Source organism: Pseudomonas spartinae (assembly GCF_965197125.1).
Classification (GTDB): domain Bacteria; phylum Pseudomonadota; class Gammaproteobacteria; order Pseudomonadales; family Pseudomonadaceae; genus Aquipseudomonas; species Aquipseudomonas composti_A.
Genome location: NZ_CBDAMB010000020.1, coordinates 16,020 through 41,952 on the forward strand (window position 1 = coordinate 16,020; position 25,933 = coordinate 41,952).

At 57.5% G+C, this 25,933-nt stretch carries 22 protein-coding genes; 7 read left to right on the forward strand and 15 right to left on the reverse strand.

What is annotated here, in order from left to right:
- Positions 1 to 59: 59 nt before the first annotated feature.
- From ACN8M7_RS25320 to ACN8M7_RS25330, 3 genes are read left to right on the forward strand one after another with little or no spacing between them, the layout of a single operon-like run.
- Positions 60 to 1,649, forward strand: a complete 1,590-nt coding sequence (locus ACN8M7_RS25320; protein WP_296235850.1) for an efflux RND transporter periplasmic adaptor subunit — start codon at positions 60 to 62, stop codon at positions 1,647 to 1,649.
- Between the two features lie 14 nt (positions 1,650 to 1,663).
- Positions 1,664 to 2,005, forward strand: coding sequence for a P-II family nitrogen regulator (locus tag ACN8M7_RS25325; protein WP_296235851.1), 342 nt, complete (start codon positions 1,664 to 1,666; stop codon positions 2,003 to 2,005).
- 11 nt (positions 2,006 to 2,016) lie between these two features.
- Positions 2,017 to 5,139, forward strand: coding sequence for an efflux RND transporter permease subunit (locus ACN8M7_RS25330; RefSeq protein ID WP_490262577.1), 3,123 nt, complete (start codon positions 2,017 to 2,019; stop codon positions 5,137 to 5,139).
- 116 nt (positions 5,140 to 5,255) lie between these two features.
- Here the strand turns inward: ACN8M7_RS25330 and ACN8M7_RS25335 are convergent, their stop codons facing one another.
- The 6 genes from ACN8M7_RS25335 to ACN8M7_RS25360 all read right to left on the reverse strand — a co-directional run bounded on the left by ACN8M7_RS25335 (position 5,256) and on the right by ACN8M7_RS25360 (position 12,181).
- The gene (locus ACN8M7_RS25335) at positions 5,256 to 6,215 is read right to left on the reverse strand and encodes an arsenic resistance protein (RefSeq protein ID WP_490262578.1); all 960 of its coding nucleotides are present in this window, start codon (positions 6,213 to 6,215) and stop codon (positions 5,256 to 5,258) included.
- A 462-nt stretch (positions 6,216 to 6,677) separates the two neighbouring features.
- Positions 6,678 to 6,956, reverse strand: coding sequence for a hypothetical protein (locus ACN8M7_RS25340; RefSeq protein ID WP_224490798.1), 279 nt, complete (start codon positions 6,954 to 6,956; stop codon positions 6,678 to 6,680).
- 147 nt (positions 6,957 to 7,103) lie between these two features.
- A complete protein-coding gene (locus ACN8M7_RS25345) occupies positions 7,104 to 8,429 on the reverse strand; it encodes an OprD family porin (RefSeq protein ID WP_026088463.1) in 1,326 nt (441 codons plus the stop codon).
- Positions 8,430 to 9,034: 605 nt separating this feature from the next.
- On the reverse strand, positions 9,035 to 9,511 hold the full coding sequence (locus ACN8M7_RS25350; protein ID WP_017675705.1) for a hypothetical protein: 477 nt from the start codon (positions 9,509 to 9,511) through the stop codon (positions 9,035 to 9,037).
- A 26-nt stretch (positions 9,512 to 9,537) separates the two neighbouring features.
- The gene (locus ACN8M7_RS25355) at positions 9,538 to 9,882 is read right to left on the reverse strand and encodes a DUF3703 domain-containing protein (RefSeq protein WP_017675704.1); all 345 of its coding nucleotides are present in this window, start codon (positions 9,880 to 9,882) and stop codon (positions 9,538 to 9,540) included.
- A gap of 16 nt (positions 9,883 to 9,898) precedes the next feature.
- Positions 9,899 to 12,181, reverse strand: coding sequence for a heavy metal translocating P-type ATPase (locus ACN8M7_RS25360; RefSeq protein ID WP_137821438.1), 2,283 nt, complete (start codon positions 12,179 to 12,181; stop codon positions 9,899 to 9,901).
- A gap of 235 nt (positions 12,182 to 12,416) precedes the next feature.
- On the opposite strand from ACN8M7_RS25360, the gene cadR reads away from it, so the two are divergent.
- Positions 12,417 to 12,869: a Cd(II)/Pb(II)-responsive transcriptional regulator gene (gene cadR, locus ACN8M7_RS25365; protein ID WP_017675702.1), complete on the forward strand. Its 453-nt coding sequence runs from the start codon at positions 12,417 to 12,419 to the stop codon at positions 12,867 to 12,869.
- Positions 12,870 to 12,951: 82 nt separating this feature from the next.
- On the opposite strand, the gene ACN8M7_RS25370 is transcribed toward cadR, so the two are convergent.
- The 6 genes from ACN8M7_RS25370 to mreA form a co-directional block, all read right to left on the reverse strand.
- Entirely contained in the window at positions 12,952 to 13,596 is a 645-nt protein-coding gene (locus ACN8M7_RS25370) for a DsbA family protein (RefSeq protein WP_137821416.1), read from the reverse strand.
- The gene (locus ACN8M7_RS25375) at positions 13,593 to 14,036 is read right to left on the reverse strand and encodes a disulfide bond formation protein B (protein WP_137821415.1); all 444 of its coding nucleotides are present in this window, start codon (positions 14,034 to 14,036) and stop codon (positions 13,593 to 13,595) included. The genes ACN8M7_RS25370 and ACN8M7_RS25375 overlap by 4 nt, the downstream gene beginning before the upstream one ends.
- Positions 14,037 to 14,889: 853 nt before the next feature.
- Entirely contained in the window at positions 14,890 to 15,615 is a 726-nt protein-coding gene (locus ACN8M7_RS25380) for a TraX family protein (protein ID WP_447591277.1), read from the reverse strand.
- Positions 15,603 to 16,043, reverse strand: a complete 441-nt coding sequence (locus ACN8M7_RS25385; protein WP_137821414.1) for a YqaA family protein — start codon at positions 16,041 to 16,043, stop codon at positions 15,603 to 15,605. Before ACN8M7_RS25385 ends, ACN8M7_RS25380 begins: the two co-directional genes overlap by 13 nt.
- Before the next feature lie 3 nt (positions 16,044 to 16,046).
- A complete protein-coding gene (locus tag ACN8M7_RS25390) occupies positions 16,047 to 17,162 on the reverse strand; it encodes a nickel/cobalt efflux transporter (RefSeq protein WP_282340361.1) in 1,116 nt (371 codons plus the stop codon).
- Positions 17,163 to 17,171: 9 nt separating this feature from the next.
- Positions 17,172 to 17,459, reverse strand: a complete 288-nt coding sequence (gene mreA / locus ACN8M7_RS25395; RefSeq protein ID WP_042924893.1) for a metal-sensing transcriptional repressor MreA — start codon at positions 17,457 to 17,459, stop codon at positions 17,172 to 17,174.
- A gap of 118 nt (positions 17,460 to 17,577) precedes the next feature.
- Between mreA and ACN8M7_RS25400 the strand changes: the two genes are divergently transcribed.
- From ACN8M7_RS25400 to ACN8M7_RS25410, 3 genes are read left to right on the forward strand one after another with little or no spacing between them, the layout of a single operon-like run.
- Positions 17,578 to 17,937 carry a hypothetical protein gene (locus tag ACN8M7_RS25400; protein WP_282340372.1) on the forward strand — a complete coding sequence of 120 codons (360 nt, stop codon included), beginning with the start codon at positions 17,578 to 17,580 and terminating at the stop codon, positions 17,935 to 17,937.
- Between the two features lie 47 nt (positions 17,938 to 17,984).
- A complete protein-coding gene (locus ACN8M7_RS25405) occupies positions 17,985 to 18,722 on the forward strand; it encodes a HupE/UreJ family protein (protein ID WP_137821411.1) in 738 nt (245 codons plus the stop codon).
- 12 nt (positions 18,723 to 18,734) lie between these two features.
- Positions 18,735 to 19,397 carry a transmembrane anchor protein gene (locus tag ACN8M7_RS25410; RefSeq protein ID WP_137821410.1) on the forward strand — a complete coding sequence of 221 codons (663 nt, stop codon included), beginning with the start codon at positions 18,735 to 18,737 and terminating at the stop codon, positions 19,395 to 19,397.
- A 68-nt stretch (positions 19,398 to 19,465) separates the two neighbouring features.
- On the opposite strand, the gene ACN8M7_RS25415 is transcribed toward ACN8M7_RS25410, so the two are convergent.
- From ACN8M7_RS25415 to ACN8M7_RS25425, 3 genes are read right to left on the reverse strand one after another with little or no spacing between them, the layout of a single operon-like run.
- Positions 19,466 to 22,600: an efflux RND transporter permease subunit gene (locus tag ACN8M7_RS25415; RefSeq protein ID WP_490262579.1), complete on the reverse strand. Its 3,135-nt coding sequence runs from the start codon at positions 22,598 to 22,600 to the stop codon at positions 19,466 to 19,468.
- Complete coding sequence (locus ACN8M7_RS25420) at positions 22,597 to 24,057, reverse strand: efflux RND transporter periplasmic adaptor subunit (RefSeq protein ID WP_282340378.1); 1,461 nt, start codon at positions 24,055 to 24,057, stop codon at positions 22,597 to 22,599. The genes ACN8M7_RS25415 and ACN8M7_RS25420 overlap by 4 nt, the downstream gene beginning before the upstream one ends.
- Positions 24,054 to 25,316, reverse strand: coding sequence for a TolC family protein (locus tag ACN8M7_RS25425; RefSeq protein WP_084342320.1), 1,263 nt, complete (start codon positions 25,314 to 25,316; stop codon positions 24,054 to 24,056). Before ACN8M7_RS25425 ends, ACN8M7_RS25420 begins: the two co-directional genes overlap by 4 nt.
- Between the last annotated feature and the right edge of the window lie 617 nt (positions 25,317 to 25,933).

Consider the following 25,933-nt stretch of genomic DNA (forward strand, 5'->3'; position numbering starts at 1 on the left):
GTTTAGTCGCCGCCTGGGCATGAGTCAAATTCAATACTTTTGATAATTTGGAGTTACCAATGGCATCAACAACTCCCAGAAAGCAGTGGCTGATGATTGTGGCTGTTGTCGTCATCGGTTTAGCCGTGGCGGGTCTGATTCTAAGTGGTAGCCCTGGTAAGTCCGGGGAGGAAGGCCATGGCCATGATGAGAGTCATGAGGATGTATCGGCTCACGCAGATCCCGAGCACCACGGGGAGGCTTCGGCCGACGAGCATGAAGAGGCCGATGAGCATGCAGATAAAGAGCACCATGAAACTGTAGAACCCACCAAGGGCGAGCATGGCGGCAAGCTTTTCACCGAGGGTGATTATGCGCTTGAAGTGACGATTTTTGAGGAGGGCGTAGAGCCTCAGTTCAGGCTCTATACCTACCTGGACGGCAAGCTTCTAAATCCTGCTGAAAGCACGGTGCAAGTGACCTTGTTGCGTCTTGGCCAACCTGCGCAAATCATCAATTTCAGCAAAGAGAATAACTACCTACGTGGCGATGCCGCGGTTGTAGAGCCGCATTCATTCCAGGTTTCCATCAGCGCCAAGCACAGTGGCAAGAGCTATTCGTTCGGTTACGAGCAGGTTGAGGGCCGCGTGACCATGACGGATGCGCAGCTTGAGCAGGGCGGCGTCACGCTCGCCACTGCTGGTCCCGCGAAAATCGCCTCCACGCTGCAAGTGCTCGGCGAGGTTCGTTACAACGGTGACCGCACGGTTCAGGTGACCCCGCAACTTGCCGGCCGGGTCGACTCGGTGGCGGTTAGTGCTGGCGATACGGTCAGCAAGGGTCAGGTATTGGCCAAAATCTCCAGCCAGGCGCTGGCCGAACTGCGTGGCGAGTTGCTGGCCGCCCAGCAACGCTCTGCGCTTGCCCGCACGACTTATGCACGTGAAAAGCAATTGTGGGAAGAGAAGATTTCCGCCGAGCAGGACTTCCTGCAGGCGCAAGTTGCCATGCAGGAAGCTGCTATCGCAGTGCAGCGCGTCCAGCAACAAATCGCTTCGCTGGGCGGTGCCCCGGCCAAAGGCCAGAATCTCACCGAATTCGAGATTCGTGCCCCTATCGATGGCGTGATAACCAGCAAAAGCATCTCTGTTGGTGAAGTACTCAAAGAGGATTCCGCAGTCTTTACCGTCTCGGATTTGTCGACCGTATGGGTGGACTCAACCGTCGCGGCGAAAGACTTGGGCGTAATCGCCGAAGGGCAAAACGCTGTCGTGAGCTCCAGCGCATTCGCCGCCACGGCAAAGGGCTCCATTTCCTATGTCAGCGCTCTGGTTGGGGCGCAAACCCGCTCGGCGACTGCTCGCATCGTGCTAGCTAACCCAGATCGGCTATGGCGGCCTGGTTTGCCAGTGACGGTCGAGGTGATTGCCGAGGAGAACGACGTTCCCGTTGCAGTAGCGGTCGAAGCGATCCAGACCGTTCGCGATTGGCAGGTGGTGTTCGGCCGCTTCGATAACCAGCTAGAAGCTCGGCCTCTTAAGCTGGGCAAATCCGACGGCCGCTTCGTTGAGGTTATCTCGGGTCTGAAGGCGGGCGATCGATACGCGCTGAAGAACAGCTTCCTGATCAAAGCTGAGCTTGGCAAAGCCGGCGCGAGCCATGACCACTAATTCGGAGTCGAGCTATGAAACAAGTTACAGCTATTTTTCGTCCGATCCGGCTTGAAGCCGTCGAGCAAGCGCTGCACGCACTGCCTCATCTACCTGGATTCACCATCCTGCCTGCCCATGGCCATCCGCGTGGTCACGGCAAGGATCATGGATATATCGCAGACGAATGGAATCCTGACTCCCATCAGCATCTCGTGCTGGTGGCGTTCTGCTCCGATGAGGTTGCCGATGAGATCGTCCATGCCATCGAGAAGGCCGCCCACACAGGTGTACCCGGTGATGGAATCGTCGCCGTGGCCCCTTTGACCGACGCATTGCGCATCCGTACTGGAGAGCGCGGTGATGCTGCGCTTTAGGGGAAATTGACATGTACGAACGATTAATTCGCTTCGCCATCGACCAGCGCTGGCTAGTCTTGCTGGCTGTGCTAGGCATGGCGGCGTTGGGTGTTTACAGCTACCAGAAACTGCCGATTGATGCGGTTCCCGATATCACCAACGTGCAGGTGCAGATTAATACCGAGGCCAAGGGCTATTCGCCGTTGGAGACCGAACAACGTGTGACCTTCCCAATTGAAACGGTCATGGCTGGCCTCCCCAACTTGCAGGAAACGCGCTCCATCTCACGTTACGGGTTGTCGCAGGTCACCGTCATCTTTGAAGACGGTACGGACATCTACTTCGCACGTCAGCTGGTGAATGAACGGATACAGGAAGCGCGTGGCAACCTTCCCAGTGATCTGTCGCCGAGCATGGGGCCCATCGCCTCAGGCCTGGGCGAGATCTACATGTGGACCATCGAAGCAGAAGACGGCGCGAAGAAGCCGGATGGCAGCGCCTATACACCGATGGATCTGCGTGAGATTCAGGACTGGGTCGTAAAACCGCAACTGCGAACCGTCAAAGGTGTTACTGAGATCAACACCATTGGTGGCTATGCCAAGGAGTTCCAGGTTTCACCCATACCGGAGCGCCTGGTCGCACATGGCCTCAGCCTGCAGGACATTGTGGTTGCGTTGGAGAGCAATAATGCCAACGTTGGTGCGGGCTACATTGAACGCAGCGGCGAGCAGTTCCTGATCCGCGCCCCTGGGCAGGTTGGCAATATCGCTGACATCGCCAACATCATCATCAAGAACACCGATGGTGTTCCTGTCCGTATCGGTGATGTGGCTGAAGTTGGGCTGGGTAAAGAACTGCGTACCGGTGCTGCCACCGAAAACGGTCAGGAGGTGGTGCTCGGCACCGCCTTTATGTTGATTGGTGAGAACAGCCGCTATGTATCGCAGGCTGTCGACCAGCGCATAAAGGAGATCAATCGCAACCTGCCGAAAGGAGTCATAGCGAAGACGGTCTATGACCGCACCGTATTGGTCGATAAAGCCATCAATACGGTGAAGAAGAACCTGATCGAAGGCGCTCTGCTGGTTATCGCTATCCTGTTCCTGTTCCTGGGTAACATCCGTGCAGCGCTCATCACAGCAATGGTGATTCCGCTGTCGATGCTGTTCACCTTTACGGGCATGGTCAGCAACAAGGTCAGCGCGAACCTGATGAGCCTTGGCGCACTCGATTTCGGCATCATCATCGATGGTGCCGTGGTGATCGTAGAGAACTGCGTGCGTCGCTTGGCTCACGCCCAGGCCGCAGCAGGCCGAACGCTGACCCGTAACGAGCGCTTCCATGAGGTGTTCGCGGCTTCGAAGGAGGCGCGTCGTCCACTGCTGTTTGGCCAACTGATCATTATGGTGGTGTACCTGCCGATATTTGCGCTGACCGGCGTGGAAGGCAAGATGTTCCACCCGATGGCGTTCACGGTGGTGGCAGCCCTGTTCGGGGCCATGATCCTCTCGGTGACGTTCGTCCCGGCAGCTGTTGCACTCTTCCTCAATGGCAACGTCAGTGAAAAAGAAAACCGGCTGATGACCTGGGTCAAACAAGGCTATGCGCCGTTGCTGGATTGGGTCATGGTCAGCAAACCGTTGGTGTTGACTATTGCGGCAGTCATGATGGTGTTGTCGGGCTTGGCTGCTTCGCGGATGGGTAGCGAGTTCGTACCAAGTCTGGATGAAGGCGATATCGCTCTGCATGCCATGCGCATCCCAGGTACCAGCCTCTCGCAGGCAATTGAAATGCAGGTGCAACTCGAACAACGGATCAAATCCTTTGCCGAGGTTGATACGGTATTCGCCAAGCTTGGAACCGCTGAAGTTGCAACCGATCCAATGCCGCCGAACGTGGCGGATAACTTTGTCATGCTCAAGCCCCGTGACCAATGGCCTGATCCTGATCGCAGCAAAGCCGATCTGGTTGCAGCGATGCAGGAGGCGGTCGAGCAGGTTTCCGGCAACAACTACGAGTTTACCCAGCCTATACAGATGCGCTTCAACGAGCTGATCTCCGGCGTACGCAGTGACGTCGCGGTAAAAGTGTTTGGCGACGACATGGATGTGATGAACGAGACCGCCGAGCAAATTGCTGAGGTGCTGGAGGGCATTCCGGGTTCAGCCGATGTGAAGGTCGAACAGACCACAGGACTGCCGATGCTCAGCGTGCAAATCGACCGTGAGAAAGCCGCACGATTTGGTTTGAATGTCTCGGAAATCCAAGACGCTATCTCCACAGCCATCGGCGGCCGTGAAGCTGGAGCGCTGTTTGAAGGTGATCGTCGTTTCGATATCCAGGTTCGTCTTGCTGACGAATGGCGCAATGATGTCGATAAAATTCAACAGCTGCCCATTCGCTTGAGCAGTGGCGATGGGCTGGATGGTCCAGGGTTTGTGCGCTTGGCTGATGTGGCGAGCGTGGTTTCCGCACCGGGGCCGAACCAGATCAGCCGTGAAAGTGGCAAGCGCCGCGTGGTGGTCACCGCTAACGTTCGTGGTCGCGATATCGGCTCTTTTGTCGCCGAGGCCGAGAGCAAAATCGCCCAAGCGGTAAGCATCCCGACAGGTTACTGGACGACCTGGGGCGGCACCTTCGAGCAGCTTCAGTCGGCGTCCAAACGCCTGCAGATTGTCGTACCGGTCTCGTTGCTGCTGGTGTTCACGCTACTTTTCATGATGTTCGGCAATGTTAAAGATGGCCTGCTGGTGTTCACCGGCGTGCCCTTCGCGCTGACCGGCGGGATCATGGCCTTGTGGCTGCGTGATATTCCGCTCTCGATCTCTGCCGGCGTGGGTTTCATTGCGTTGTCGGGTGTGGCGGTGCTCAACGGCCTGGTAATGATTTCTTTCATTCGCAGTTTGCGTGAGAACGGCATGGGGCTGGACGAGGCTATTCGTGAAGGCGCGTTGACTCGTTTGCGTCCGGTGCTGATGACAGCTTTGGTGGCGTCTCTGGGCTTTATTCCAATGGCCACTGCCATCGGTACGGGCGCAGAAGTTCAGCGCCCTCTGGCGACGGTGGTGATTGGCGGAATCCTGTCATCAACCGCGCTGACGCTGCTGGTTTTGCCGTTGCTCTACCGCTTGGCCCATCGTCTGCGCTAAGTTCACAGCGCTATTTGTGTGCAACTGAAAAGCCCCGCTCTTGAGCGGGGCTTTTTGCTTACCGTAAATACCGCTCAATGTGGGCAGTGACTGTGCCTGTGACGTCCTCAGCGGTTTTATTTACGCCAAATGAGAATCGGCACTGCCCGGATGTAGACAAGCTCACCCACCAACTCAACCAGCGTCTGGGTGATGACCGCTGCGGCTGCAAGCCCTCGTATTTCTTCAGGCAATGCCAGGGCCAGCGGAAGAACCACCAACGAGTTACGTGTGGCGGTACTGAAAGTAACCGCTCTCGCCGTCGAGGCGGGCAGTTTATAAGCTCTTGAAGCGAGTGCGCCCACTACGGGGGCCAGAAGCATGAAACCGATATACACCGGGATCACCGGTAAAAGCTGGTCGATATCACGTACCACCGGCGAGATTTGCGACCCAACCACCGCAATGAGAACTGCCGCCATCGCAGGGACTGGCATCCATGCCCATACGGTGTTCCAGCGACCTACGATCCGCGAGCGCTTAGCCAAGGCTGCTGTAGCCACCGCGAGCAATAAAGGCACGACAATCAGTGCGAGAAAGGCTTCAGCGAAAGGCGCTATCGAGATAACGACTTGGGATTGCTCCCCTAGCATGAAAGCCAAATACACAGGCAACAGCACAAGTTGCAACAGCAAGAGGATGGGGGTTGCTGCAAGAATCGCACGCGAGTCGCCTTTGCCAATGTGAGTAAAGACCACCACGTAGTCGATACACGGGGTGAGCAAAACTAGAAGAGCGCCTATTAGGATTGCCGGGTGTTCTGCGAGCCCTCTGGTGAGTGCCCATACCAGCAGTGGAATCAGTACGAAATTGGCGATCAGCAAGGCTGACATGAAGCGTTTGTTGCTAAGACTTTTGCGGAGATCAAGAAAGGGAATTTGCAGAAACATCGCGTACATCAGCACGGCGATAGTCGGGGTCACTAATGCGTTCAGGCTCTGCGCCGCTGCAGTAGCTATTAACCCACCGATTGCCGCTGCAATGACCGCGACGAAATAGATCGGTATCTGGTTTTGTTCAAGTGCATCCCTACTCATAGCATCCTCAAGGATGAAAAACGTCAGCTTACATGAGGAAGCGAAAAGCGTGGCGATCCTCTTGGATGGCTTGAATCATGAAAGATTGAGATGGGCACGGCGTCTGGCTATTGAGTGGGTATCTGCTGACGGTGCAAGGGCGCGGTATTCAAATGACACCGTGTTCTAGCATCGGGGTGATAGCCGAGTGCCTTTGCAGATATCAGGCAGATCAATCTAAAGGCCTTCACCGGTATCATTTTGCCCTTCTTGCTACACGCTGACAGCGATGGCTTGTTGCAGATATGAATGACTTGCGGAAGAGAAGAGTTAGTTGTCTAGCTTGGAGGTTTAAACTCCCAGTGAATCTTTCTTATTATTAAAGATTAAATAAAAAAAGCGCCCCGAAGGGCGCTTAGGGTACACCTCTTTCCAAAGGAGCTCGGGAGCTTCTAGAGGTGAACATCGTTCGGAAGTGAGCGGTTAGTCAGCGTTGGTTTCTTTTTTAAGATCGGTATTGGTCCGATCTTGGTTGCTGGTCTTAACCTTTAGTTCGTCCGCCGGTTTGGCAGCAGGCTCAGTTCCGTGAATTCGTTTTTGATCTGCTCGAAATTTTGCCTGAGCTTTCATTGAGCGATCATAGCCATCTTCTGCATAAGACTGTGTGGAGCCGACAAGAAGTACTGATCCAATAACTAGGGCTTTCAACATCTTCATAAGGCAGGCCTCGTAAAATTCAATTATTAGCTTGTCGAGGTTCATGGACAAGTTCTGCAAGTTCGAGTGAATTTTACGGAGGTGAAGCTAACAGCAGCGTGAGCCCAACATTACATTCTTGAAATCTAATAACTGCCTATCTTGTTATGCATGAGCGGGCAGTGCTTTTAGAGCCCGCCCGCCCATCCATTTTTAGAGCACGCTCAGTGGGTACTCGACGATCAGACGAACCTCGTCCAGATCCGACTCGTAATCCGTTGCGCGGGTAGTCATCTGGCGAACACGGAAGGACATCTCTTTCAGTGAGCCCGTTTGGACGACGTACTTGGCTTCGATGTTGCGTTCCCAGCGCTTCTGGTCAGTCAGCGGGTTGCCATCGGCATCACGACGCATATACACACTGTTGGCGTCGGAATAGTCCGCATCTGTACCCAGCGCATAGCGCGTCATGAAGGTCAGTCCAGGAACGCCATAGCTGGCCATATCTAGGTCGTAGCGCAGCATCCAGGACTTCTCTTTCGGCGAGTTGAAGTCGCTGTACTGAATAGAGTTGTCGAGGAAGATGGAATCAGACTGGCGCAGGTAGTCGAAATCATCGTCGCCGTTGTTGCGCTGGTGCGACAGGGCAACGCTGTGTGCACCGAACTGCACACCCACTTTGCCGCTGTAAATGTCGTTATCGAACTCACCCAACAGCTGCTGGCCGTCATCAACAGCTTTGTAGTAGTTCAAGCCACCGAACAAGGAAACACTGTCGGTCAGCGGGTAGGTGAAGGACGTACCGGCATAGTGCTGCTTCCAAGCATCCTTGAGTTGGCTGCTATAGAGACTAAAGCTCAGGTTGTCATTTAGCGAATAGTCACCGCCGAAATAGGCAACCCATGGAGACGCGACAGAGCCCGCATAGAAGGTTGCGAACTCATCACGCATGGTGCTGACCTGCGGCTGGCTCATGGCATGCAGGCGGCCACCCTGAAGGGTCAAACCATCAAAGCTTGTGTTCTCAACCGTAACGCCGCGAAAGCTTTCCGGTAGCAGGCGGGAGTCACCGTAGTGAACCACCGGCGTCATGGGGAACACATCACCCACTTTGACAACGGTGTCGAATAGCCGGGCTTTTACTGCACCACCCACTTTGGAGTAGTTATCTTCGGCTTCACCATCACTATTTACCGGCAGCAGATTAACAGTACCACCTGGGCCATATCGACCATCCCCGGTATCCAGTTTAAGGCCGAGCATGGCGAAGGCATCAATACCAAAGCCTACGGTGCCTTGGGTAAAGCCCGACTCGAACTGGCCAATGATCCCGTGTGCCCAAGCTTCAGTATAACCATTGTCAGTGTTGCTCGACTGACCTTTACGAAAGTCACGATTCATGTAGAAGTTACGGTTGAGAATATTGAAACTGCTACCTTCTACAAAACCTTCGGCTTGCTCTTCTGCGGCCGCCATGAGCGGAGCTGCACTGACAATCGCCGAAAATACTGCAAGGGATAGTTTGGTTTTATTAAGCATTTATTGCTCCTTTATAATTGGCAGTTATTAGTCTAGTTTTCGCCATGGCGTTCTTATAGGTATTGCACCCTCAAGCGCTCTGCGCCTTTGGGGAGCTGAGCCCTATCCTTGCAAGCTGAAGATAACTTGAAGATGATTGGAAAATTACAATTCTGTAATCTTCACAAGGCGGCAATGAAAGTTGTCTTAAAGCGACATTTGAATTCAGATTTTCAATAGAATCCGACGGGTAGGTCGAGAGAGCTCCAGCCTTGATCAGGCCGAATGTTCATGACTGCCAGCTCATAGGACGGTGCACTCAGATAGATCGATAGCGCAGGGCTGATGTGACAAGCCGGCTGGGGGTGACGCCGGTTGATCTTGTTTGGATGCTCGTAAGCGTCCACCCGAATCACCTTGCGTGATTCGGGCATGCTGCTCACTCCCGCCGTGTAAGCCAGCATTTCGCTGACGAGCTGGAGCTGGCAGGCGCACTGCGTATATTCCAGCTCATGGCAGTAATGGTGCATGAAACTGTGACCGCATGGGTGTGAATAGCCATGGGCTCAGCGCTTACCAGACGAAGAGTTGGTTGATGCGACCAAGAACCTAGCAAGGTGCGATTACTACAGCGGCTGAGAGTTTCCGTAGTTAAAGCCATTTGCCGCCAAGGTTGCCCAGCGGCGCTGACGGTGGGCGTAGAACAGGCGCGCAAATAGCCAGACGAACGGAGTGAGGACGCCCGCCTTGATGGTCACGCTATCTCGGTAAAGCGTTCCGCCGTTGACCTCTTGTGCCGTAATGAGGTGATCCCACTTGCTGATCAGCGGGCTGTAGCCGTTGTCTCTTAGCATGAAAATCTGAGCATTTTCCGTCTGCGGGTATGTAATCACAATCGCCTGACGGCCAATGGGAAGTACGCCGAATAACTTCAGCTTGACCCAGTAAGTGCCCTCGCTCCAGGTGCCAGGAAACTCAACGGGAGTCAGCGGGCTGAAACTCAGCAACGGTGATGCAACCTGATGCAGCAGACGTGGCGTGCGCACCTGGGCGATCACCTCTGCCAGTGAGCATGGCAGCTGGGTAGAGATATCAATTTGCATGGGCGCAATCACCGACCGGATTGAGTTTACTTGTCATCGGCAAGCAAGGTCTGTGGTTCTTCGGGAACCGGCATGGGCTTGAAAGCACTGACCCTGGAGCGGCCTGTATTGCCGATAGGCACCCAGATTTTGGAGAACAGCAGGGCCGCGAAAATACGTGGTAGTTGCCCCGCGACCTCGCGGTAATCGCCGGTCTGCCAGCCGAGCACAAGCATCAGCCAGTGTGACCCAGCATGCAGCACGGGTTGGCGTTGGGTCAGGATGTGCGCGCGCTCTAACCATTGAAAGGCATCTGCGCTGCGCTGTTCCTGCATGGCCTGCCGGGCCTGCTGAAAGGCTTGTTCAATTGCGAGTTGCAATGCTGCTTTCATCTTCAATCCTCCGATCCTACTTTTTAAGCAGGCGCAGGCCGTTGAACACCACCAGCAGGCTGACGCCCATGTCGGCAAAGACGGCCATCCACATCGTCGCCTGCCCCGTTAGGGTAATGGCGAGAAACAGGGCCTTGATCCCTAACGCCAGCACGATGTTCTGCTTGAGGATGACGGCGGTCTGTTGAGACAGGCGGATGAAGGCCGGGATCTTGCGCAGGTCGTCATCCATCAAGGCCACATCCGCAGTTTCGATGGCCGTGTCCGTGCCGGCGGCGGCCATGGCGAAACCGATTTCAGACTTCGCCAGCGCCGGCGCATCGTTGATGCCATCGCCGACCATCCCTACAACGTAGCCGCGCGCCTGCAATGCTTCAATGGCCTGCAATTTGTCGACTGGCAGTAGGTTGCCGCGTGCCTCGTCGATGCCTACCTGCTGTGCAATCGCATCTGCGGTGTGCGGGTTATCGCCGGTCAGCATTGTGGTCTTCACGCCAAGCGCATGAAGCTCCTCAATTGCCTGGCGGCTGGAGCCCTTGACGGTATCGGCAACGGCGAACAGGGCAATGGCACGCTGCGGATTGCACAGCACCACCACTGTTTTACCTTGGCGTTCGAGACGCTCCAGCGTCGCTTCCAGCTCGGGTGAGCAGAGGCCAAGCTCTTCCACCAGGCGGTGGTTACCCAGGTGGAAATCTATGCCTTCGATGGTGCCTCGAACACCTCGACCCAGTAGGGCTTCGAATCCCTCAACGGCAGCAAACGTCAGGCCATTCTCAGTGGCATGCGTGGCTATTGCCTGCGAAACCGGGTGGTCAGAGCGACTGGCGAGGCTGGCAGCATGAGTACGGTAGAGTTCTGAATCCTGTTCAACCAACGGCATGTAATCGGTCTGTACCGGCTTGCCATGAGTAATGGTTCCGGTTTTGTCGAGTGCCAGGAAGCCAAGCTTGCCACCGATTTCCAGATAGACGCCGCCTTTGACCAAAATGCCTTTACGCGCCGCCGCTGCCAGGCCACTGACAATGGTGACGGGCGTCGAGATGACCAAGGCGCAAGGGCAGGCGACCACCAGCAGCACCAAGGCACGGTAGATCCAGTCGTACCAGGGCTCGGCCATGAAGAGTGGCGGCACAATGGCGATAGCTAGGGCGAATAGGAATACGACAGGGGTGTATACCTTGGCGAATTGATCGACAAAGCGCTGGGTCGGCGCACGTGACCCCTGCGCCTCTTCGACCGCGTGAATGATACGTGCCAGCGTGGTGTTGGCAGCGGCGGCTAGGACGCGGTACTCCAGGGAGCCGGCTTCGTTGATGGTTCCTGCAAAAACCGGGTCGCCAATGATTTTCTCTACGGGCAGGCTTTCCCCCGTGATGGGCGCTTGGTTGATGGTGGAGTTGCCGGAAGTAACCTCGCCGTCGAGACCGATTCGTTCGCCAGGTCGAACCCTGACCAATGCGCCTACGGCGATGGTCTTAACGTCAACGTCCAGCCATGTGCCATCGACCTGCTGCACCGTGGCGCGCTCAGGGGTCAGATCCATCAGGCCACGGATGGCATTGCGAGCCCGATCCAGCGACTTCGCTTCGATCAACTCGGCGACAGAAAAGAGGAACATGACCATGGCCGCTTCTGGCCATTGCCCAATCAGCACCGCACCGGTCACCGCGATACTCATCAGCGCATTGATGTTCAGGTTGCGGTTCTTCAGCGCGATCCAGCCCTTTTTATAGGTCGTTAGGCCGCACAGCAGAATGGCGAGCAGCGCCACGCCAGCCACAACCCACTCTGGCGCAAGCTCGGCAAAGTGGATCACTTCCGCCGATACGGCGGCCACGCCCGAGAGCGCCAAGGGCCACCAGGCTTTCTTGTGCGGGGTGCCTTGTGCTTCTTCGCTTGCTGTTGCTGAACCCTCAACCACTGGCGTGAAACCAAGCTCGCGAATCGCTGCCAGTGCTGCTGGCAGCGCTTCTGCTGTGTGGCTGAGCGTCAGTACACGTTGAAGCAGGTTGAACTCCAATGCACTGATGCCGGGTAGCGAGGTCAGCTTGTCGCGGATGAGCTTTTCTTCAGTTGGGCAGTCCATCTGTTCGATTTTGATGCGGGCTTGCCCTTCAGCAGATAGCGGTTCTGCCTGCATTCCCAGGGACGAGATCGCCGCTTCGATAGGCGCGGTCGAAGGCAAGCTGTGCCATACCCCAAGAATCCGATTGATCAGGTTGAAGTCGAGCTTATCTATGCCTGCCAGCTTGCTCAGCTTGTCCTGAATCAGCGACTGTTCGGTAGGGCAGTCCATTTGTTCAATACGGAAACTGCTGAGCCTGGAGCCAACCATGGCATTTACCGTTGTAGTTGCCGTGGCCGAGCACTTAAACGCGCCGCTGGGGTCACAGCAGACATCCTTTGAAACCGCTTCAGGTTTTTGTTCATCACTGCAGCAACCAGCCATGGGGGTATCCTTATTGGTCAGTGCTGTAGAGTGAACACCCTGAAGCCACTACAGGGTCAAGAGTTTGTAGAAGGGGTATTTCATGAAAATTGGAGAGCTGGCCAAGCTTGCCGATTGCCAGGTTGAAACGGTTCGCTATTACGAGCGTGAAGGGCTGTTGCCGACACCGGCTCGCAGCGAGGGCAATTATCGTCTTTACAGCAGTGAGCATCTTGAGAGGCTTACGTTTATTCGTAATTGCCGAACACTGGACATGACCCTGGACGAGATCAGAAGCTTGTTGGCGCTGATGGATCGGCCAGAGGGGAACTGTGAGGGTGTGAATAGCTTAGTGGATGAGCACATCGAGCATGTGCAAGCGCGAGTGACCAGCCTGCTGGCACTGCAACAACAGCTGGTTGAGTTACGCCACCGTTGCGCCTCTGAGCGGGGTGTAGACGAGTGTGGAATTCTTCAGCGGCTGAACACCACTGGCGGAGTCAGTGCACTTCCAGATGATGGCCATACCCACGTTGGGAAAAGCCATCGCCACTAAACAATGCGCCACCACCTGCAGTACTCGGCACGAGACATTGCAGGCGGTGGTGCGGGTTCGTTTGTTTACAAACTGCAAGCGCTTATTTGCTTTGTTCGATTTCAGCTTTAACCAGATCAATCAGTGGCTGTGCACCAAAGCTCAGGAGCGGCTTGCCATTCACAAAGAACGTGGGCGTCTGGCGCACGGCAGCAGCTTGGGCATCCTGGGCGTCTGTTTTAAGCGTTTCGGTGATATCGGTAGCCATCATCTCTGCGCGGGCCTTTTCCACATCTAAGCCTGCAGCTTCAGCAGCCTCCCAGGCTTTGAGCACCTGAGGGTCACTGTGCCATTGCGGTTGAGCCGCGATGATTGCCTCCAGAACCGGCTCATAGACCCCCTGCTTACGCGCAGTTTCAAGGATTCTTGCCGCTGTTTCAGAGCCTTCATGGAAGAGGACGTAACGCAGCACCAAGCGCACATCTTTCGGGTTCTCAGCCAGGATCTGCTTAACCAGTGGAAAGAAGGCACGGCAGGCTTCGCAGGACGGATCGAAGAACTCAACAATGGTTACTGGCGCATTAGCGGCACCGATAACTGGCGAATGGAAGCGCACCAAGGAGCTGGTTGCCGGGGCCGCTGGCGGAGTTTCTTCGCTTGCCGAATATCGATCATAAACGAATGCCGCAGCAGCGAAGCCGAGCGCAGTAAGAATGCTGATGACGAGGACGATTGCACGTCTGCTCATAGGGAAGACCTCCGGCGGATGAGAACAAGAAGAACAGCGATAAGGGTGAATGCACCCAGCGAAAGCAGTGGCAGCGGTATGCTGCCGAAAATCATCATGTCAGCGCTGGAGCATGATGGTCCTGCACCACAGGGCTTGATGCTCTCCGGGATGATCCCGAGGTAGAGCAGGCTGTGGTAAAGCGCGATGAGCCAACCCACGACGGTAACTGGCAACGCATAGCGCCAGACGCCGAAATCTGAGATGTAGCAACCAGCGGCCAGAATCACGACCAGTGGGAACATGAATGCGCGCTGGAACCAGCAGAGAACGCAGGGTGTTTTCCCCATGACCTCGCCGATGAACAGCGCGGCTAAAGTTGAAACAAGCGCAATACCCCAGGCCATAAGTAGCAGGCCCCAGGGGTTGATAGCGCGAGTGTTTGTCTCTGCTTCCTTCATGGTTGATACCTGCCCTCGACTGAGGTGGATGGCGCGGAAACTAGCTTTGGCGCGATACCGCTTGTGGTGACGTCTTGAGCCCGTGCATCTGCCATGCCCATAACCATCAACGAGATGGCGAACAGCGATAAGAGCGCCGGGCGGCGTAGGTGCACGGACAGAGCCACGAACCCGCGAGGAGAAAGCGATTGCATAAGTTGATCCTGGATTGCAGTGGTCTTTGGCCGCAATGCGGTTTTGTCTAGATCACGCGTCTGGATCGTGGAGGGCGCTCAATCAGGTAGATAGGGCGAACTGGCGTAGCTTGATCCGAAATAGCCGCAAGTGCGTTGTTTTCTGCTTGGGCAGGCAGGGTAAGCAACGGCCCGAGGTAAGGGGTTTCATGCACATGGTCAGCAGTCACCGGCGAGTGCCGATGATCTTCACACCATGAGCAAGAGGGGGCTGTATCTGTGGACAAACTACTGTGCGTGGATTCGCTTTTGAATCCCGCTTGCGGCTCTGTACCCGTCAACAAGGAAGATGTATGCCAGACCATGACCAGCAGTAATGCCAGGCTCAGTGCAAGTACTGCTTGAGTTGTAATAGTACGGCTGGGCATCGTTGATGTCGGTAGGCATTAAGTGGGGGAGGGAGGTTTGATCCTAGCCTCATTGAAAATACGGTCGTCGTACGAATTGTCCCGCATGAGATCACTCTCAGGTGGGCGGCACAAGCACCATAGGCATCGCATAACCTTTTAAAAGGTGACGCGCCCAAAGGGCTAATTACACAGTGCACGGCGGCTGTTAACGATGGTTCCTTGCTGATTATATGGAGTGAGCAAGCAGGCTTTGAAGAAGGAAAACCCACACTAGCTGAGCGTGCGGATCAGGTGCAGTGCTACTAGATGACTAGGGTAGAACCAGTAGCCCCAGCGCTTGACCGGCCAGATCCTGAAATGGCGCGTTCGGCGCAGTAGCCATAGCCCAATTAAGGGCGCCGCGAACGCTGTGGCCAGGATCAGCAACGTATAGGGCTGCAACTCCCACTCCGCGAGCCAGCGGTTACGGCTGTTGGCCAGTACGCAAAGTGCGGCTGGCAATAGCCAAACCAGACCAGGGCGTTGCATGGCCAGCAACAATGCTGCCGGCAACAGCGCACCGAAAATCCCGTACATCAGGCGTTCTTGAATCAGCACTGCCAGGCTCACTCCGGCCAGAGCCAGAATAAGGCCATCGCGGCCACGATGGTGTGCGCCCCAGACGATAAGCAGGCCCAGCAGCAGCGAGGGCATTACATTGAGCGTGCTACTGTCGCTGGAAAGCAGGCGATAGGGCAACTCCGAGATCACGGCAAACGCAACCATCCAGCCCAAATAACGAACGTTGTCATCGGTGTACAGTGCTCCCGATTGCGAGCGCGCCACATTGGCTGCAATGCCCAGGCAGAACAGCGGGAACGCTAAACGACCGACGATAAACAGCCATTCGGCTTCAGGCCAAACGTAGCGCAAGTGATCCAGCAGCATCGTCAGCATCGCCAGCCACTTGATCAGATCCAGGTTGGCGTCGCGTGCATGCGGGCTCACCCGAACCACCCAAGCGTCAGCGCAGCCAGCAGCAGGTAGCGAGTGGCCTTGGCCAGCGTCACGACTAACAGGAAGCTCCAGAACGGTTCGCGCATGACACCGGCTACCACGGTAAGTGGATCACCAATGATCGGTACCCAACTGAGCAGCAGCGACCAGCGACCGAAGCGGTGATACGCCTGCTGGACCCTTTCCAGCTTGCCTTCGCTGACGGGAAACCAGCGCTTGTGCCGGTAGTGCTCGATGGAGCGACCCAGCAGCCAGTTCAGCACCGAGCCCAGCACATTGCCCGTGGTGGCCACCGCCAGTAGTGTCCATGCTGTATAGCGGTCAGTCAGCAGCAACCTGACCAGTACCGCCTCCGACTGCATGGGCAGCAGCGTGGCGGCACCGAAGGCTGTGAGGAACAGACCGAAATAACCGGATAACTCCCACATCGGCTAGGCGTTCAGGCCGATCCAACCGTGGAAACCGACGTAAATCCCCACGCCGATGATCAGCAAGCTGGACAGGTAAGGGGCGCGACGCGCTACAGCGCCAAGCCACGGCCAGCGACTGGAGGCTTGGCGAGCGCCGATAGCGGCGGCAGCGCCAACGGTGACCAGAGTGATGGCCAAACCAATGCTGAAGCACAACACCAGTACGGCTCCCAGCGCAACTTCCTTCACTTGCAGGCAGAGCAGCAGCACGGTGATTGCGGCCGGACACGGAATCAGCCCTCCCGTTAGGCCGAACATGATGATCTGACTGGTGGTGACGTTAAGGCTGCTGAAGCGTTTGCGGATGTCGTTGGCGTGCGCCCGTTCATGGGCATCTTGATAGCCCTCCAGCGACAGTTCCAGTTCCTCCTGCTCAGCATGCTCATGACCGTGGCTGTGCTCGCGGAACTCCAGGTCATAGTCGTGGGAATGACCGGTATGGCCCAGGCTAAGCCGTGCAGTGAAGTCATGGGGCTCAGGAATCTCGACCAGTGATTCCAGATAGCCTCCTCGGTCTACGAACCAGAATTGTTCGGTCTGGCCATCGGGCCGGGTAGCCAGCAGGCTCACTTCAATAGCCGACCAGGTATGGCCACTCAAGGACTTCAGCCGCCAGCGTGGTGGAACTCCTTCTTCAAAGATCGACAGCTCGATACACCCATGCCCGGTATCGATGCGATGGGTTTCATCGTGTTGGTGATGGTCATTGCCCTCCTCGAAGCGCCACATCTGCTCGCCACGCCAGGTGCGCCAGAGCATCCACAGGGCGATGGTGATAATGATGGCGGCGGACGCGAGCTGGAAATAAGGCTCGGTAGTTTCGGCATCTAAATTCTGCCCTAGGTACATGCCGCCCATGGCCACCAGCCAGACTACGGCGGTGTGCGAAAGCGTTGCGGCCAGTCCCAGCAGAATGGCCTGCTTCACCGTGCCACGAATGGCCACGATAAACGCCGCCATCATGGTCTTCGAGTGCCCAGGCTCCAAGCCGTGCAAAGCACCCAGCAGAATGGCGCTGGGGAAGTACAGCCAGGCCTGCGAGCCCCCCTGTTGCAGCAATTCGGCGAAACTCGACATGGGAGGGGCCTAGAGGTACTTGGTGATTTGCTTGAAGTCTTCGAGTGAAGCGCGCTCGCCTACCGCAAGTGCTTCGACTGTATGTTCCAGACAGTGGTCGATATGGTCTTGGATAAGCACACGCTTGGCCTGGCAGACGGCTTTTTCCACGGCATGTAGCTGCTGAGCAATGTCGACGCAGGCCCGGCTGTCTTCAATCATGGTGACGATGCTGCGCAGGTGGCCCTCCGCACGCTTCAACCTTTTGATGATGTCGCCATGACTTTGGTGCTGGTGGCCGTGTTCGTGATCGCTCATGCCTTGAGTCTCGTGCGTCGATGAATTACGCTCTCATGCTATCCCCCTGGGGGGGATATGGTCAAACCGGCTACCTCTCCATAAAAGCCACTCGCTTAGGCATCGAAAGAACCACAACATGCTCAGCAATCCCATTAGCACCAAGGTGATTTTTGCCCTTGCTCTCGCCATATTGCTGGCTTGGGCCGGGCATACCTCTGCGCTGTTTATGGGATCGAGCCAGCCTTCCTTGAGTGGAAATGACAGTGCTCATTCGCATGCGCATGGTGATGAGACGCAGGCCTGTGCTGCGTACGGGGATCACTGCCACTCGCCGCTGACAGCCGACCACTTGCATGAAACACCACACCTGACTGCGCTGCTGAGCATCAGCACGCTGCCAGAACGTGCGCAGCCGATACCCGCCCCTCGCTACTCCATTCCTCCAAGCCCGATCTTCCTGATCGAGCGGCCACCGCGCGCCACATTTGTGCTCTGACACAGGCCGCTGTGCGGCCCAAGACCCCTTTAATTTAGGACTCAACCATGCAATCGCTATCTATGGGCGCAATGGACGCATCTGTCGTGCGCCCGAATCGCTCGTTACTACTGTTGCTGCTGTTCACGGCATTGCTGTTTCTCGGCATGCCTGACGCACTGGCCCACGCTGTCGCCGAGGGCGACAAGGGCTTTATCCAGGAAAGCTCCGGGGTGATGGTGCTGCCGTTCATCTACATGGGCGCTAAGCACATGATCACCGGCTACGACCACCTGCTGTTCCTCTTCGGGGTGATCTTCTTTCTCTACCGCCTGAAGGACGTGGGGCTCTACGTCACCCTGTTCGCCCTGGGTCACACCGTGACGCTGCTATTGGGCGTACTGGCGGAAATCAACATCAGCTCCTATGTGATCGACGCCATCATCGGTTTCTCGGTGGTGTACAAGGCGCTGGATAACCTGGGCGCATTCCAGCGCTGGTTCGGCCATCAGCCGAACACCAAAGCGGCCACGCTGATTTTCGGCCTGCTGCATGGTTTTGGTCTGGCGACCAAGATTCAGGAATACGAGATCTCGGCAGATGGCCTGATCACCAACCTGATCGCCTTCAACGTCGGCGTCGAAATCGGTCAGCTCCTGGCCCTGGGCGCAATTTTGATTGTCATGGGCTACTGGCGACGTACCGCCAGCTTCTGGCGTCATGCCTACACCGCCAACGTCGCCATGATGAGCGCCGGTTTCCTCTTGATGGGTTACCAGCTCACCGGCCTGATCGTCTCTCAGTAAGGAATTCTCAGCATGTTCAATACCAAACTCCCGACCCAAAGCGAATTGCCGACCAGCCGCCAACTGCTGCGCTCCACTGTGATCGCCGTGGGTGTTGCCGCTGCCTTACTGGTCACCGTGGTGATGCCTTCGGAGTACGCCATCGACCCGACGGGCGTTGGTCGCGTACTCGGCCTGACCCAGATGGGCGAAATGAAGATAACCCTGGCCGAAGAAGCGGCAGCGGATGCATCGGTTCAGCCAGCGGCGGCTCCCGTAGCTCAAGCTCCTGTACCTGTTCAGCCAGTAGTTCAAGAGCCTGTTGCAGCAGCATCTGTGGCCGAACCAGTAGCTGAGCCGCAGCCAGCCCTGAAGTCTGACGAGATAACCGTCACCCTGAAGCCAGGTGAGGCCAGTGAAATCAAGCTGGAGATGCTGAACAAGGCCACGGTCAGCTACGAGTGGACGACCAATGGTGTTCCGGTCAACCACGACACCCATGGCGAACCCTACAACGGCCCAAAGGGCTACTACCACAGCTATAGCAAGGGTAAGCAGATCAAGGGCGACAAGGGTGAATTCACCGCCATCTTCGACGGTACACACGGCTGGTTCTGGCGCAACCGCAGCAACCGCGACGTGACCATCACGCTGAAGACCAAGGGCGATTACCTGAGCGTTAAACGCGTGATTTAAGACAGATAAGCCCCTTCGTCATATGGCGGAGGGGCTCACCTGAACATTCAGAGCTATAGCTCCTGTGGTTAGTAACTCTTTCGTTTACCCCGTCGACGCATCAACCAATAGGCGGCAGGCAACACCAGCATGGACAGCAGCGGGGCTGTGATCATGCCGCCAACCATAGGTGCGGCAATGCGTTTCATGACCTCTGAACCCGCTCCGCCGCCCCAGAGAATGGGCAACAGGCCGGCGATGATCACGGCCACCGTCATCACCTTGGGCCGCACACGCAGCACCGCGCCTTCGCGAATTGCCTCCAGTAGGGCCGGATCGTCGCTGCGCCCTGCATCCATACGTGCATGCCAGGCATTCTTCAGGTACAGCAGCATGATTACCCCGAACTCTGCCGAGACGCCGGCCAGGGCGATGAAGCCCACGCCGGTGGCCACCGACAGGTTGAAGCCGAACCAGTAGAGCAGCCAGATGCCGCCCGACAGGGCAAAGGGCAGGGTGGCCATGATCAGCAGGGCCTCGCCGAAGCGGCTGAAAGTCAGGTAGAGCAGCACGAAGATAATCAACAGAGTCGCCGGCACCACCCAGGCCAGCCGCGCATTGGCGCGCTCGAGGAATTCGAACTGACCGGAGTAGGAGACGGTCATGCCCGCGTCGAGTTGTACCCGCTCAGCTACGCGTTGCTGCAGCTCGCGCACGGTCGATGCCAGGTCGCGCCCACGGACATCGACATAGACCCAACCGGACAGACGCCCGTTTTCGCTACGCAGCATCGGCGGCCCCTCTGTCAGGCTGATTTGGGCGACGGTTCCCAACGTGATTTGCTGGCCGCTTGCGGTGAGAATCGGCAGGCGCCGCAGCGCTTCCGGGCTGTCCCGCCACTCCTTGGGATAGCGCAGGTTGATCGGGAAGCGGGCCAGCCCCTCGACCGTCTCGCCGATATTGCTGCCGCCGATTGCGCCCGATACCACCGCCTGCACGTCGGCGATGCTCAAGCCATAGCGTGCAGCGGATAGTCGATCGATCTCGATATCCACATAGCGCCCCCCGGTAAGGCGTTCTGCCAATGCCGAACTTACCCCAGGCACCTCTTTGGCCACCGCCTCGATATCGCGCGTAATACGCTCGATATCGACCAATGAGGTTCCGGATACCTTCACCCCAATGGGGCTCTTGATCCCCGTGGCTAGCATGTCAATGCGGTTGCGGATTGGTGGCACCCAGATATTGGATAGCCCCGGAACTTTCACCGCGCGGTCCAGTTCATCGATCAGCTTTTCGGGGGTCATCCCCGCGCGCCATTGATCACGCGGCTTGAACTGCACCGTGGTCTCGAACATTTCCAGTGGTGCCGGATCGGTGGCGGTCTCCGCTCGCCCGGCCTTGCCGAACACACGAGCCACTTCGGGTACGGTAAGGATCATGCGGTTGGTTTGCTGCAGTAACTGGGTTGCTTTGCTGGCCGGCAAGCCGGGCAGAGCCGAAGGCATGTACAGCAGATCGCCCTCGTCCATGGGCGGTAGAAACTCTCCTCCGAGTCTGCTGAGTGGCCAGAGACTGGACAAAAAGACCAGTACAGCCAGCGCCAGGGTCACCTTGGGCCAAGCCAGCACCCACTCCAGCACCGGCCGGTATGCTCCGATCAGCCAACGGTTTAGCGGATTCTGCTGTTCGCTGGGGATATGCCCACGAATCCAGTAGCCCATCAGCACCGGTACCAAGGTGATCGAGAGGCCAGCGGCGGCGGCCATGGCATAGGTCTTGGTAAAGGCCAGTGGACCGAACAGTCGCCCCTCCTGGGCCTCCAGGGTGAAGACCGGGAGGAACGACAGAGTGATGATCAGCAGGCTGAAGAAGAGCGCCGGCCCGACCTCGGCCGCGGCTTCGCCGATCACCCGCCAGTGCGCCTCACCCTGGAGCGGCTCACCGGGGTGTTGAGCCTTCCAGGCCTCGATGTGCTTGTGCGCGTTCTCGATCATCACCACGGCTGCGTCGACCATGGCACCGATGGCGATAGCGATCCCGCCAAGCGACATGATGTTTGCATTGACGCCCTGGTAGCGCATGACAATGAAGGCCATCAGGATGCCCAGGGGCAGGGTGATGATCGCGACCAGCGACGAGCGCAGGTGCCAGAGGAAGATCAGGCAAACCAGGGCAACCACCGCGAACTCTTCCAGTAGCTTATAGCTGAGGTTGTCGATGGCGCGGTCGATCAGTTGCGAACGGTCGTAGGTGGCGACCACCTCGACGCCGGCCGGCAGGCTGCCCTTCAGGCTGTCCAGCTTGGTCTTCACCGCGGCGATGGTATCGCGGGCATTTTTGCCGGAGCGAAGGATGACTACGCCGCCTACCACTTCCCCCTGACCATCCAACTCGGCAATGCCACGCCGCATCTCTGGTCCCAGTTGAATGGTGGCCACCTGCCCAAGAAGCACCGGAATTCCGCCTGCCGAAGCCCGAAGTGGCACATTGCGGAAATCCTCCAAGCTCTCCAGATAGCCTGACGCCCGCACCATGTACTCGCGCTCTGCCAGCTCCAGGATGGCGCCGCCGGTTTCCTGATTGGCGCTCTTCAGCGCCGCTTCGACCTCCTGCTGAGTTACCCCATAAGCCACCAGCTTCTGCGGATCGAGCAGCACTTGGTATTGCTTGACCATGCCGCCGAGGGTGGCCACTTCGGCTACGTTGGGCAGGCTCTTGAGTTCGTACTTAAGGAACCAGTCCTGCAGTGCCCGCAGCTGGGCAAGATCATGCTGGCCGCTGCGGTCGACCAAGGCGTACTGATAGATCCAGCCCACGCCGGTGGCATCCGGCCCAAGGGTGGTGGTAACACCCTCGGGCAGGCGTTCCTGCGCCTGGTTGAGGTACTCCAGCACCCGCGAGCGCGCCCAGTAGAGGTCGGTATCGTCCTCGAACAGCACATAAACGAAGGAGTCGCCGAAGAACGAGTAGCCGCGCACTGTCTTCGCCCCCGGCACCGAGAGCATGGTGGTGGCCAGCGGGTAGGTCACCTGGTTCTCGACAATCTGCGGTGCCTGGCCGGGGAAGCTGGTGCGGATGATGACCTGGGTGTCGGACAGATCCGGCAGTGCATCCAACGGCGTGTTGCGCAGTGACCAGATGCCCAGGGCGGTGATGAACAGGGTGGCCAGCAGTACCAGGAAGCGATTGCCGATAGACCAGTGGATCAGACGTGCGATCATGGCTGGTCTCCTTCCTTGCTGAGCTGCTCGATCATCAGGCCGGAGTTTTTCTGGCGGGCGCCGATACGTACGTGATCTCCTGGCTTAAGTCCCACAGCTACTTCTGAGCTGACCAATGGAAAAGCCATGGTCATACCTGGCATATTCAGGCTCTCGAAGGGCCCGTGCTCCAGGGTGACTGACTCCGCGTCCAGAGCACGAATCACACCATGGGCCTCATGTAGTTCCTTCTTATTGTCCTGCTCGGCATGGCTGGCCATGACACCCTGTAGGCTGGCCTCCGAATCGATGAGGAACTGGCCGGAGGTAACGACCGCCTGACCCTCCTCAAGACCGGACAACACCTCCAGACGCCCATCAGCCTCGCGGCCCAAGGTTATTTCCAGGGGGCGGTAGCGCCCATCGCCTTCTACCAGCATCACCAACGCACGCTTCCCGGTGCGAATCACGGCTTCACTCGGCACAAGAAGCGTGGATTGTTCGACGGCACTGTTCAGGCGTACGGCGGCGAACATGCCGGGGCGCAACTTACCGGCAGGGTTGGGTAGCTCGCTGCGTACCGTGAGCGTGCGTGTTTGCGGATCGGCACTCGGCAGCAAGGCTATGACGCGGCCCAGCAGCGGTCGATCAGGAAAGGCCGTCAGGTTGGCGCGGATCTCGTCCCCGACCTGGATACTTCCGGCCATGGCCTCGGGTATCGCCGCATCGAGCCAGACACTGGATAGCCCGTTAATCAACGCCAGATCCTGCCCGGCTTCGACGGTCATCCCGGCGCGTACCTGCAAGGCTTGGAGCTCGCCGCTGATAGGTGTGGTGAGGGTTTGCACCGCCCGTGGTTTGCCGCTGCGGCGGACCTGCTCGATCAACGTTTGAGGCATGCCAAGCAGGCGCAGGCGCTCTTGGGCCGCACTTATCAAGCGAGTGTCAGCGGTACGCAGTACCGCCAGGAACTCCAACTGCGCGGCGGACCATTCGGGAATCAGCAGGTCGACCAGGGGGGCTCCGGCAGGCAGCACATCGCCCGGGGCGCGACCGTAAACCCGCTCGACGAATCCGCCGGCGCGGGCCTGGAGGTTCGCCACTTCTCGCTGGTTATAGGCCAGGGAACCCACCGCCTCGATATCCGAGGGCAGTACACCTCGGATCACCATCGAGGTTCGCATTCCGAGGTTCTGCACGGCTTGAGCGGGGATGCTCAGGACAGACGGATCCTGCTCGGATCCTGCGTATTTAGGGACAAGTTCCATATCCATGAAAGGTGACTTGCCCGGTTTATCGAAGCGCTGCTCAGGCTGCATAGGGTCGTACCAATAGAGCACCTTGCGCTCTTCCGTCGGTGCGGAGCTAGGCAGTAGCTCGTGTTTGGCTTGCCGCTGGGCCAGCCAGTAGCCACCGCCCGCCGCGCCAATGCCCACGGTCAGCACGGCGACCGCAAAACCAAATGTCGATATCTTCATTTCAGGCCCTCCACATAGGCGTAGTACAGGCTTGCGGAGAGCTGGCTCAACTTGCGCTGCTGTTCAATCTGCCGCAGCTGCGCCTCAATCAGGTCGCGCTGGGCAGTAATAACGGATGTGAGCTGGCTGTTACCGGCTTGGTAGGCGGCCAGTTCGAGATCGGCCCGTTTGCTTGCAAGCGGGATCAAGGTTTTTTCGGTGCGTGACAAGGTCCTGCGCAGTTGCTCAAGCTCGGCAATACCGCCTTCCAGCTCAGCCTGATGGGCGCGCAGTAATGCTTCCTGCTCGGCTTCCATCTGCGACACGCTTTGTTGTCTGGCGTTGATCTTGGGCCCCTGACGTGTGCCTACGAACAACGGCAGGTCGAACGTGAATTGCACCATCACCATATCGCCGAACTGGTTGTCGCGATTGTTGTAGGCAAACTCAACACCCCAGTCGGGGGTCTTCTCGGCGATGGCCTCGTTCAGCTCGGCGCTAGCCTCGCCGACTCGGGCGGAGGCAGCGCGCAACTCAGGGTGTGAGGCAATGCGTTGCTGCAGGTGCGGTGCCACCAGGTTCAGATTGGGAACACCTCCTTGCAAAGGCTGGTCAGCCTCGTTGCCTATCCAGCGGCGCAGCTTGGCACGAGCTACTGCCACATCGCGATTCAGTTCATCTCGCCGATCTTGTAACGCCAAAGCTTCCTGGTCGGCCTGCAACAGCTCGCCAGGCTGAGCACTACCGCCGGCAATTAGCGATTGCACGGTCGAGCGGAGCATCTCGATCTGACGGTCCAGTTGATCGAAGAGGCCAACACTGCGTTCGGCGTAGTACACGTCCAGCCAGCTCACTGCCGTCTGGCGCTTGATTTCCAACTGCATGGCACGCTGCTCGGCCTCGGCCCGCGTCATGGAGGCTTCGGCCAGTTGGCGACGGGCCAGACGCTTGTCGCCGTTTGGTACCTCCTGCATGAGTCCAATGCGGCGCATGGTCATGGAGTCACGATTAAGTGTGTAACGGTCAGGGCCTTCGATCGGCAGGTTGTCGATGCCTATAATCAGCTTGGGATCGGGCAAGGCGTCTGCGGGCCCTACAGCCTGCTGTGCCGATGCCACCTGCGCCTGGCGCGCGAGGTTCTCAGGGGCACTCTGTTCGGCCAGAGTTTGGGCTCGTTCGAAGGTTAGGGGCTGTGCCTGCGCGGCAAGCCAGGGAGCTGCCCAGAATGCGGCAGCCAACACGCCGAGATAGCCACGGCGTGGAAAAAGGAAAGCGGACATGCTTTCGCCTCCAATGCGATTGATCGAGGTCGCAGCTACGAAACGTGGTCGCGACGATGCGCCTGACTGTAAGGCGCGGGATGATCACGGCATTAGACGAAACGAGGAGGGCGCCAGAGTCCTGCGGGCTCTCGCTTAATCACCGACTGGGTCAGCAATATCTCGGGGCGTGAGGGGAGAGGGGATATGCTCTTGATCACGGTGGTCTGGAGAAGTCCTCCGGTCTTGCATTCCTGGCCGGATTTGCAGGGGGACTTATTGGCCACCCCATCAGACGTGTCCATTTGCTCGCAGCACGGAGCATCGACCATTGCATGGCCCTGATGATCGGCGCTCTGCATCGGGCAAGGTTGTGCCGGCATGCTGAAAGCCACACCGCCGAAGGTCGGCAGCACGAGGCTAGCAATCATTAGCAGGATCAATCCAATCCGACGCACAGCAATTCACCAGGCGGGGCAATAGGCCGACGATAGCAGATTGCCCCCGAGCCATGAATGCTCCTTTTGACGATAACAGCACTTCGTTGATTTGGATCAAATAGAGTGTCTAGTCTCACAGGGCGAGCTGATTTTGTAGCGGGTGAGATTTCAATCGAGCAAGCGATAGAGTTCAGGCCA

Coding starts and splice junctions, on each gene's coding strand:
- ACN8M7_RS25320 (WP_296235850.1), top strand. CDS start 60: ATGGCATCAACAACTCCCAGAAAGCAGTGGCTGATGATTGTGGCTGTT.
- ACN8M7_RS25325 (WP_296235851.1), top strand. CDS start 1,664: ATGAAACAAGTTACAGCTATTTTTCGTCCGATCCGGCTTGAAGCCGTC.
- ACN8M7_RS25330 (WP_490262577.1), top strand. CDS start 2,017: ATGTACGAACGATTAATTCGCTTCGCCATCGACCAGCGCTGGCTAGTC.
- ACN8M7_RS25335 (WP_490262578.1), bottom strand. CDS start 6,215: ATGAGTAGGGATGCACTTGAACAAAACCAGATACCGATCTATTTCGTC.
- ACN8M7_RS25340 (WP_224490798.1), bottom strand. CDS start 6,956: ATGAACCTCGACAAGCTAATAATTGAATTTTACGAGGCCTGCCTTATG.
- ACN8M7_RS25345 (WP_026088463.1), bottom strand. CDS start 8,429: ATGCTTAATAAAACCAAACTATCCCTTGCAGTATTTTCGGCGATTGTC.
- ACN8M7_RS25350 (WP_017675705.1), bottom strand. CDS start 9,511: ATGCAAATTGATATCTCTACCCAGCTGCCATGCTCACTGGCAGAGGTG.
- ACN8M7_RS25355 (WP_017675704.1), bottom strand. CDS start 9,882: ATGAAAGCAGCATTGCAACTCGCAATTGAACAAGCCTTTCAGCAGGCC.
- ACN8M7_RS25360 (WP_137821438.1), bottom strand. CDS start 12,181: ATGGACTGCCCTACCGAACAGTCGCTGATTCAGGACAAGCTGAGCAAG.
- cadR (WP_017675702.1), top strand. CDS start 12,417: ATGAAAATTGGAGAGCTGGCCAAGCTTGCCGATTGCCAGGTTGAAACG.
- ACN8M7_RS25370 (WP_137821416.1), bottom strand. CDS start 13,596: ATGAGCAGACGTGCAATCGTCCTCGTCATCAGCATTCTTACTGCGCTC.
- ACN8M7_RS25375 (WP_137821415.1), bottom strand. CDS start 14,036: ATGAAGGAAGCAGAGACAAACACTCGCGCTATCAACCCCTGGGGCCTG.
- ACN8M7_RS25385 (WP_137821414.1), bottom strand. CDS start 16,043: ATGTGGGAGTTATCCGGTTATTTCGGTCTGTTCCTCACAGCCTTCGGT.
- ACN8M7_RS25390 (WP_282340361.1), bottom strand. CDS start 17,162: ATGTCGAGTTTCGCCGAATTGCTGCAACAGGGGGGCTCGCAGGCCTGG.
- mreA (WP_042924893.1), bottom strand. CDS start 17,459: ATGAGCGATCACGAACACGGCCACCAGCACCAAAGTCATGGCGACATC.
- ACN8M7_RS25400 (WP_282340372.1), top strand. CDS start 17,578: ATGCTCAGCAATCCCATTAGCACCAAGGTGATTTTTGCCCTTGCTCTC.
- ACN8M7_RS25405 (WP_137821411.1), top strand. CDS start 17,985: ATGCAATCGCTATCTATGGGCGCAATGGACGCATCTGTCGTGCGCCCG.
- ACN8M7_RS25410 (WP_137821410.1), top strand. CDS start 18,735: ATGTTCAATACCAAACTCCCGACCCAAAGCGAATTGCCGACCAGCCGC.
- ACN8M7_RS25415 (WP_490262579.1), bottom strand. CDS start 22,600: ATGATCGCACGTCTGATCCACTGGTCTATCGGCAATCGCTTCCTGGTA.
- ACN8M7_RS25420 (WP_282340378.1), bottom strand. CDS start 24,057: ATGAAGATATCGACATTTGGTTTTGCGGTCGCCGTGCTGACCGTGGGC.
- ACN8M7_RS25425 (WP_084342320.1), bottom strand. CDS start 25,316: ATGTCCGCTTTCCTTTTTCCACGCCGTGGCTATCTCGGCGTGTTGGCT.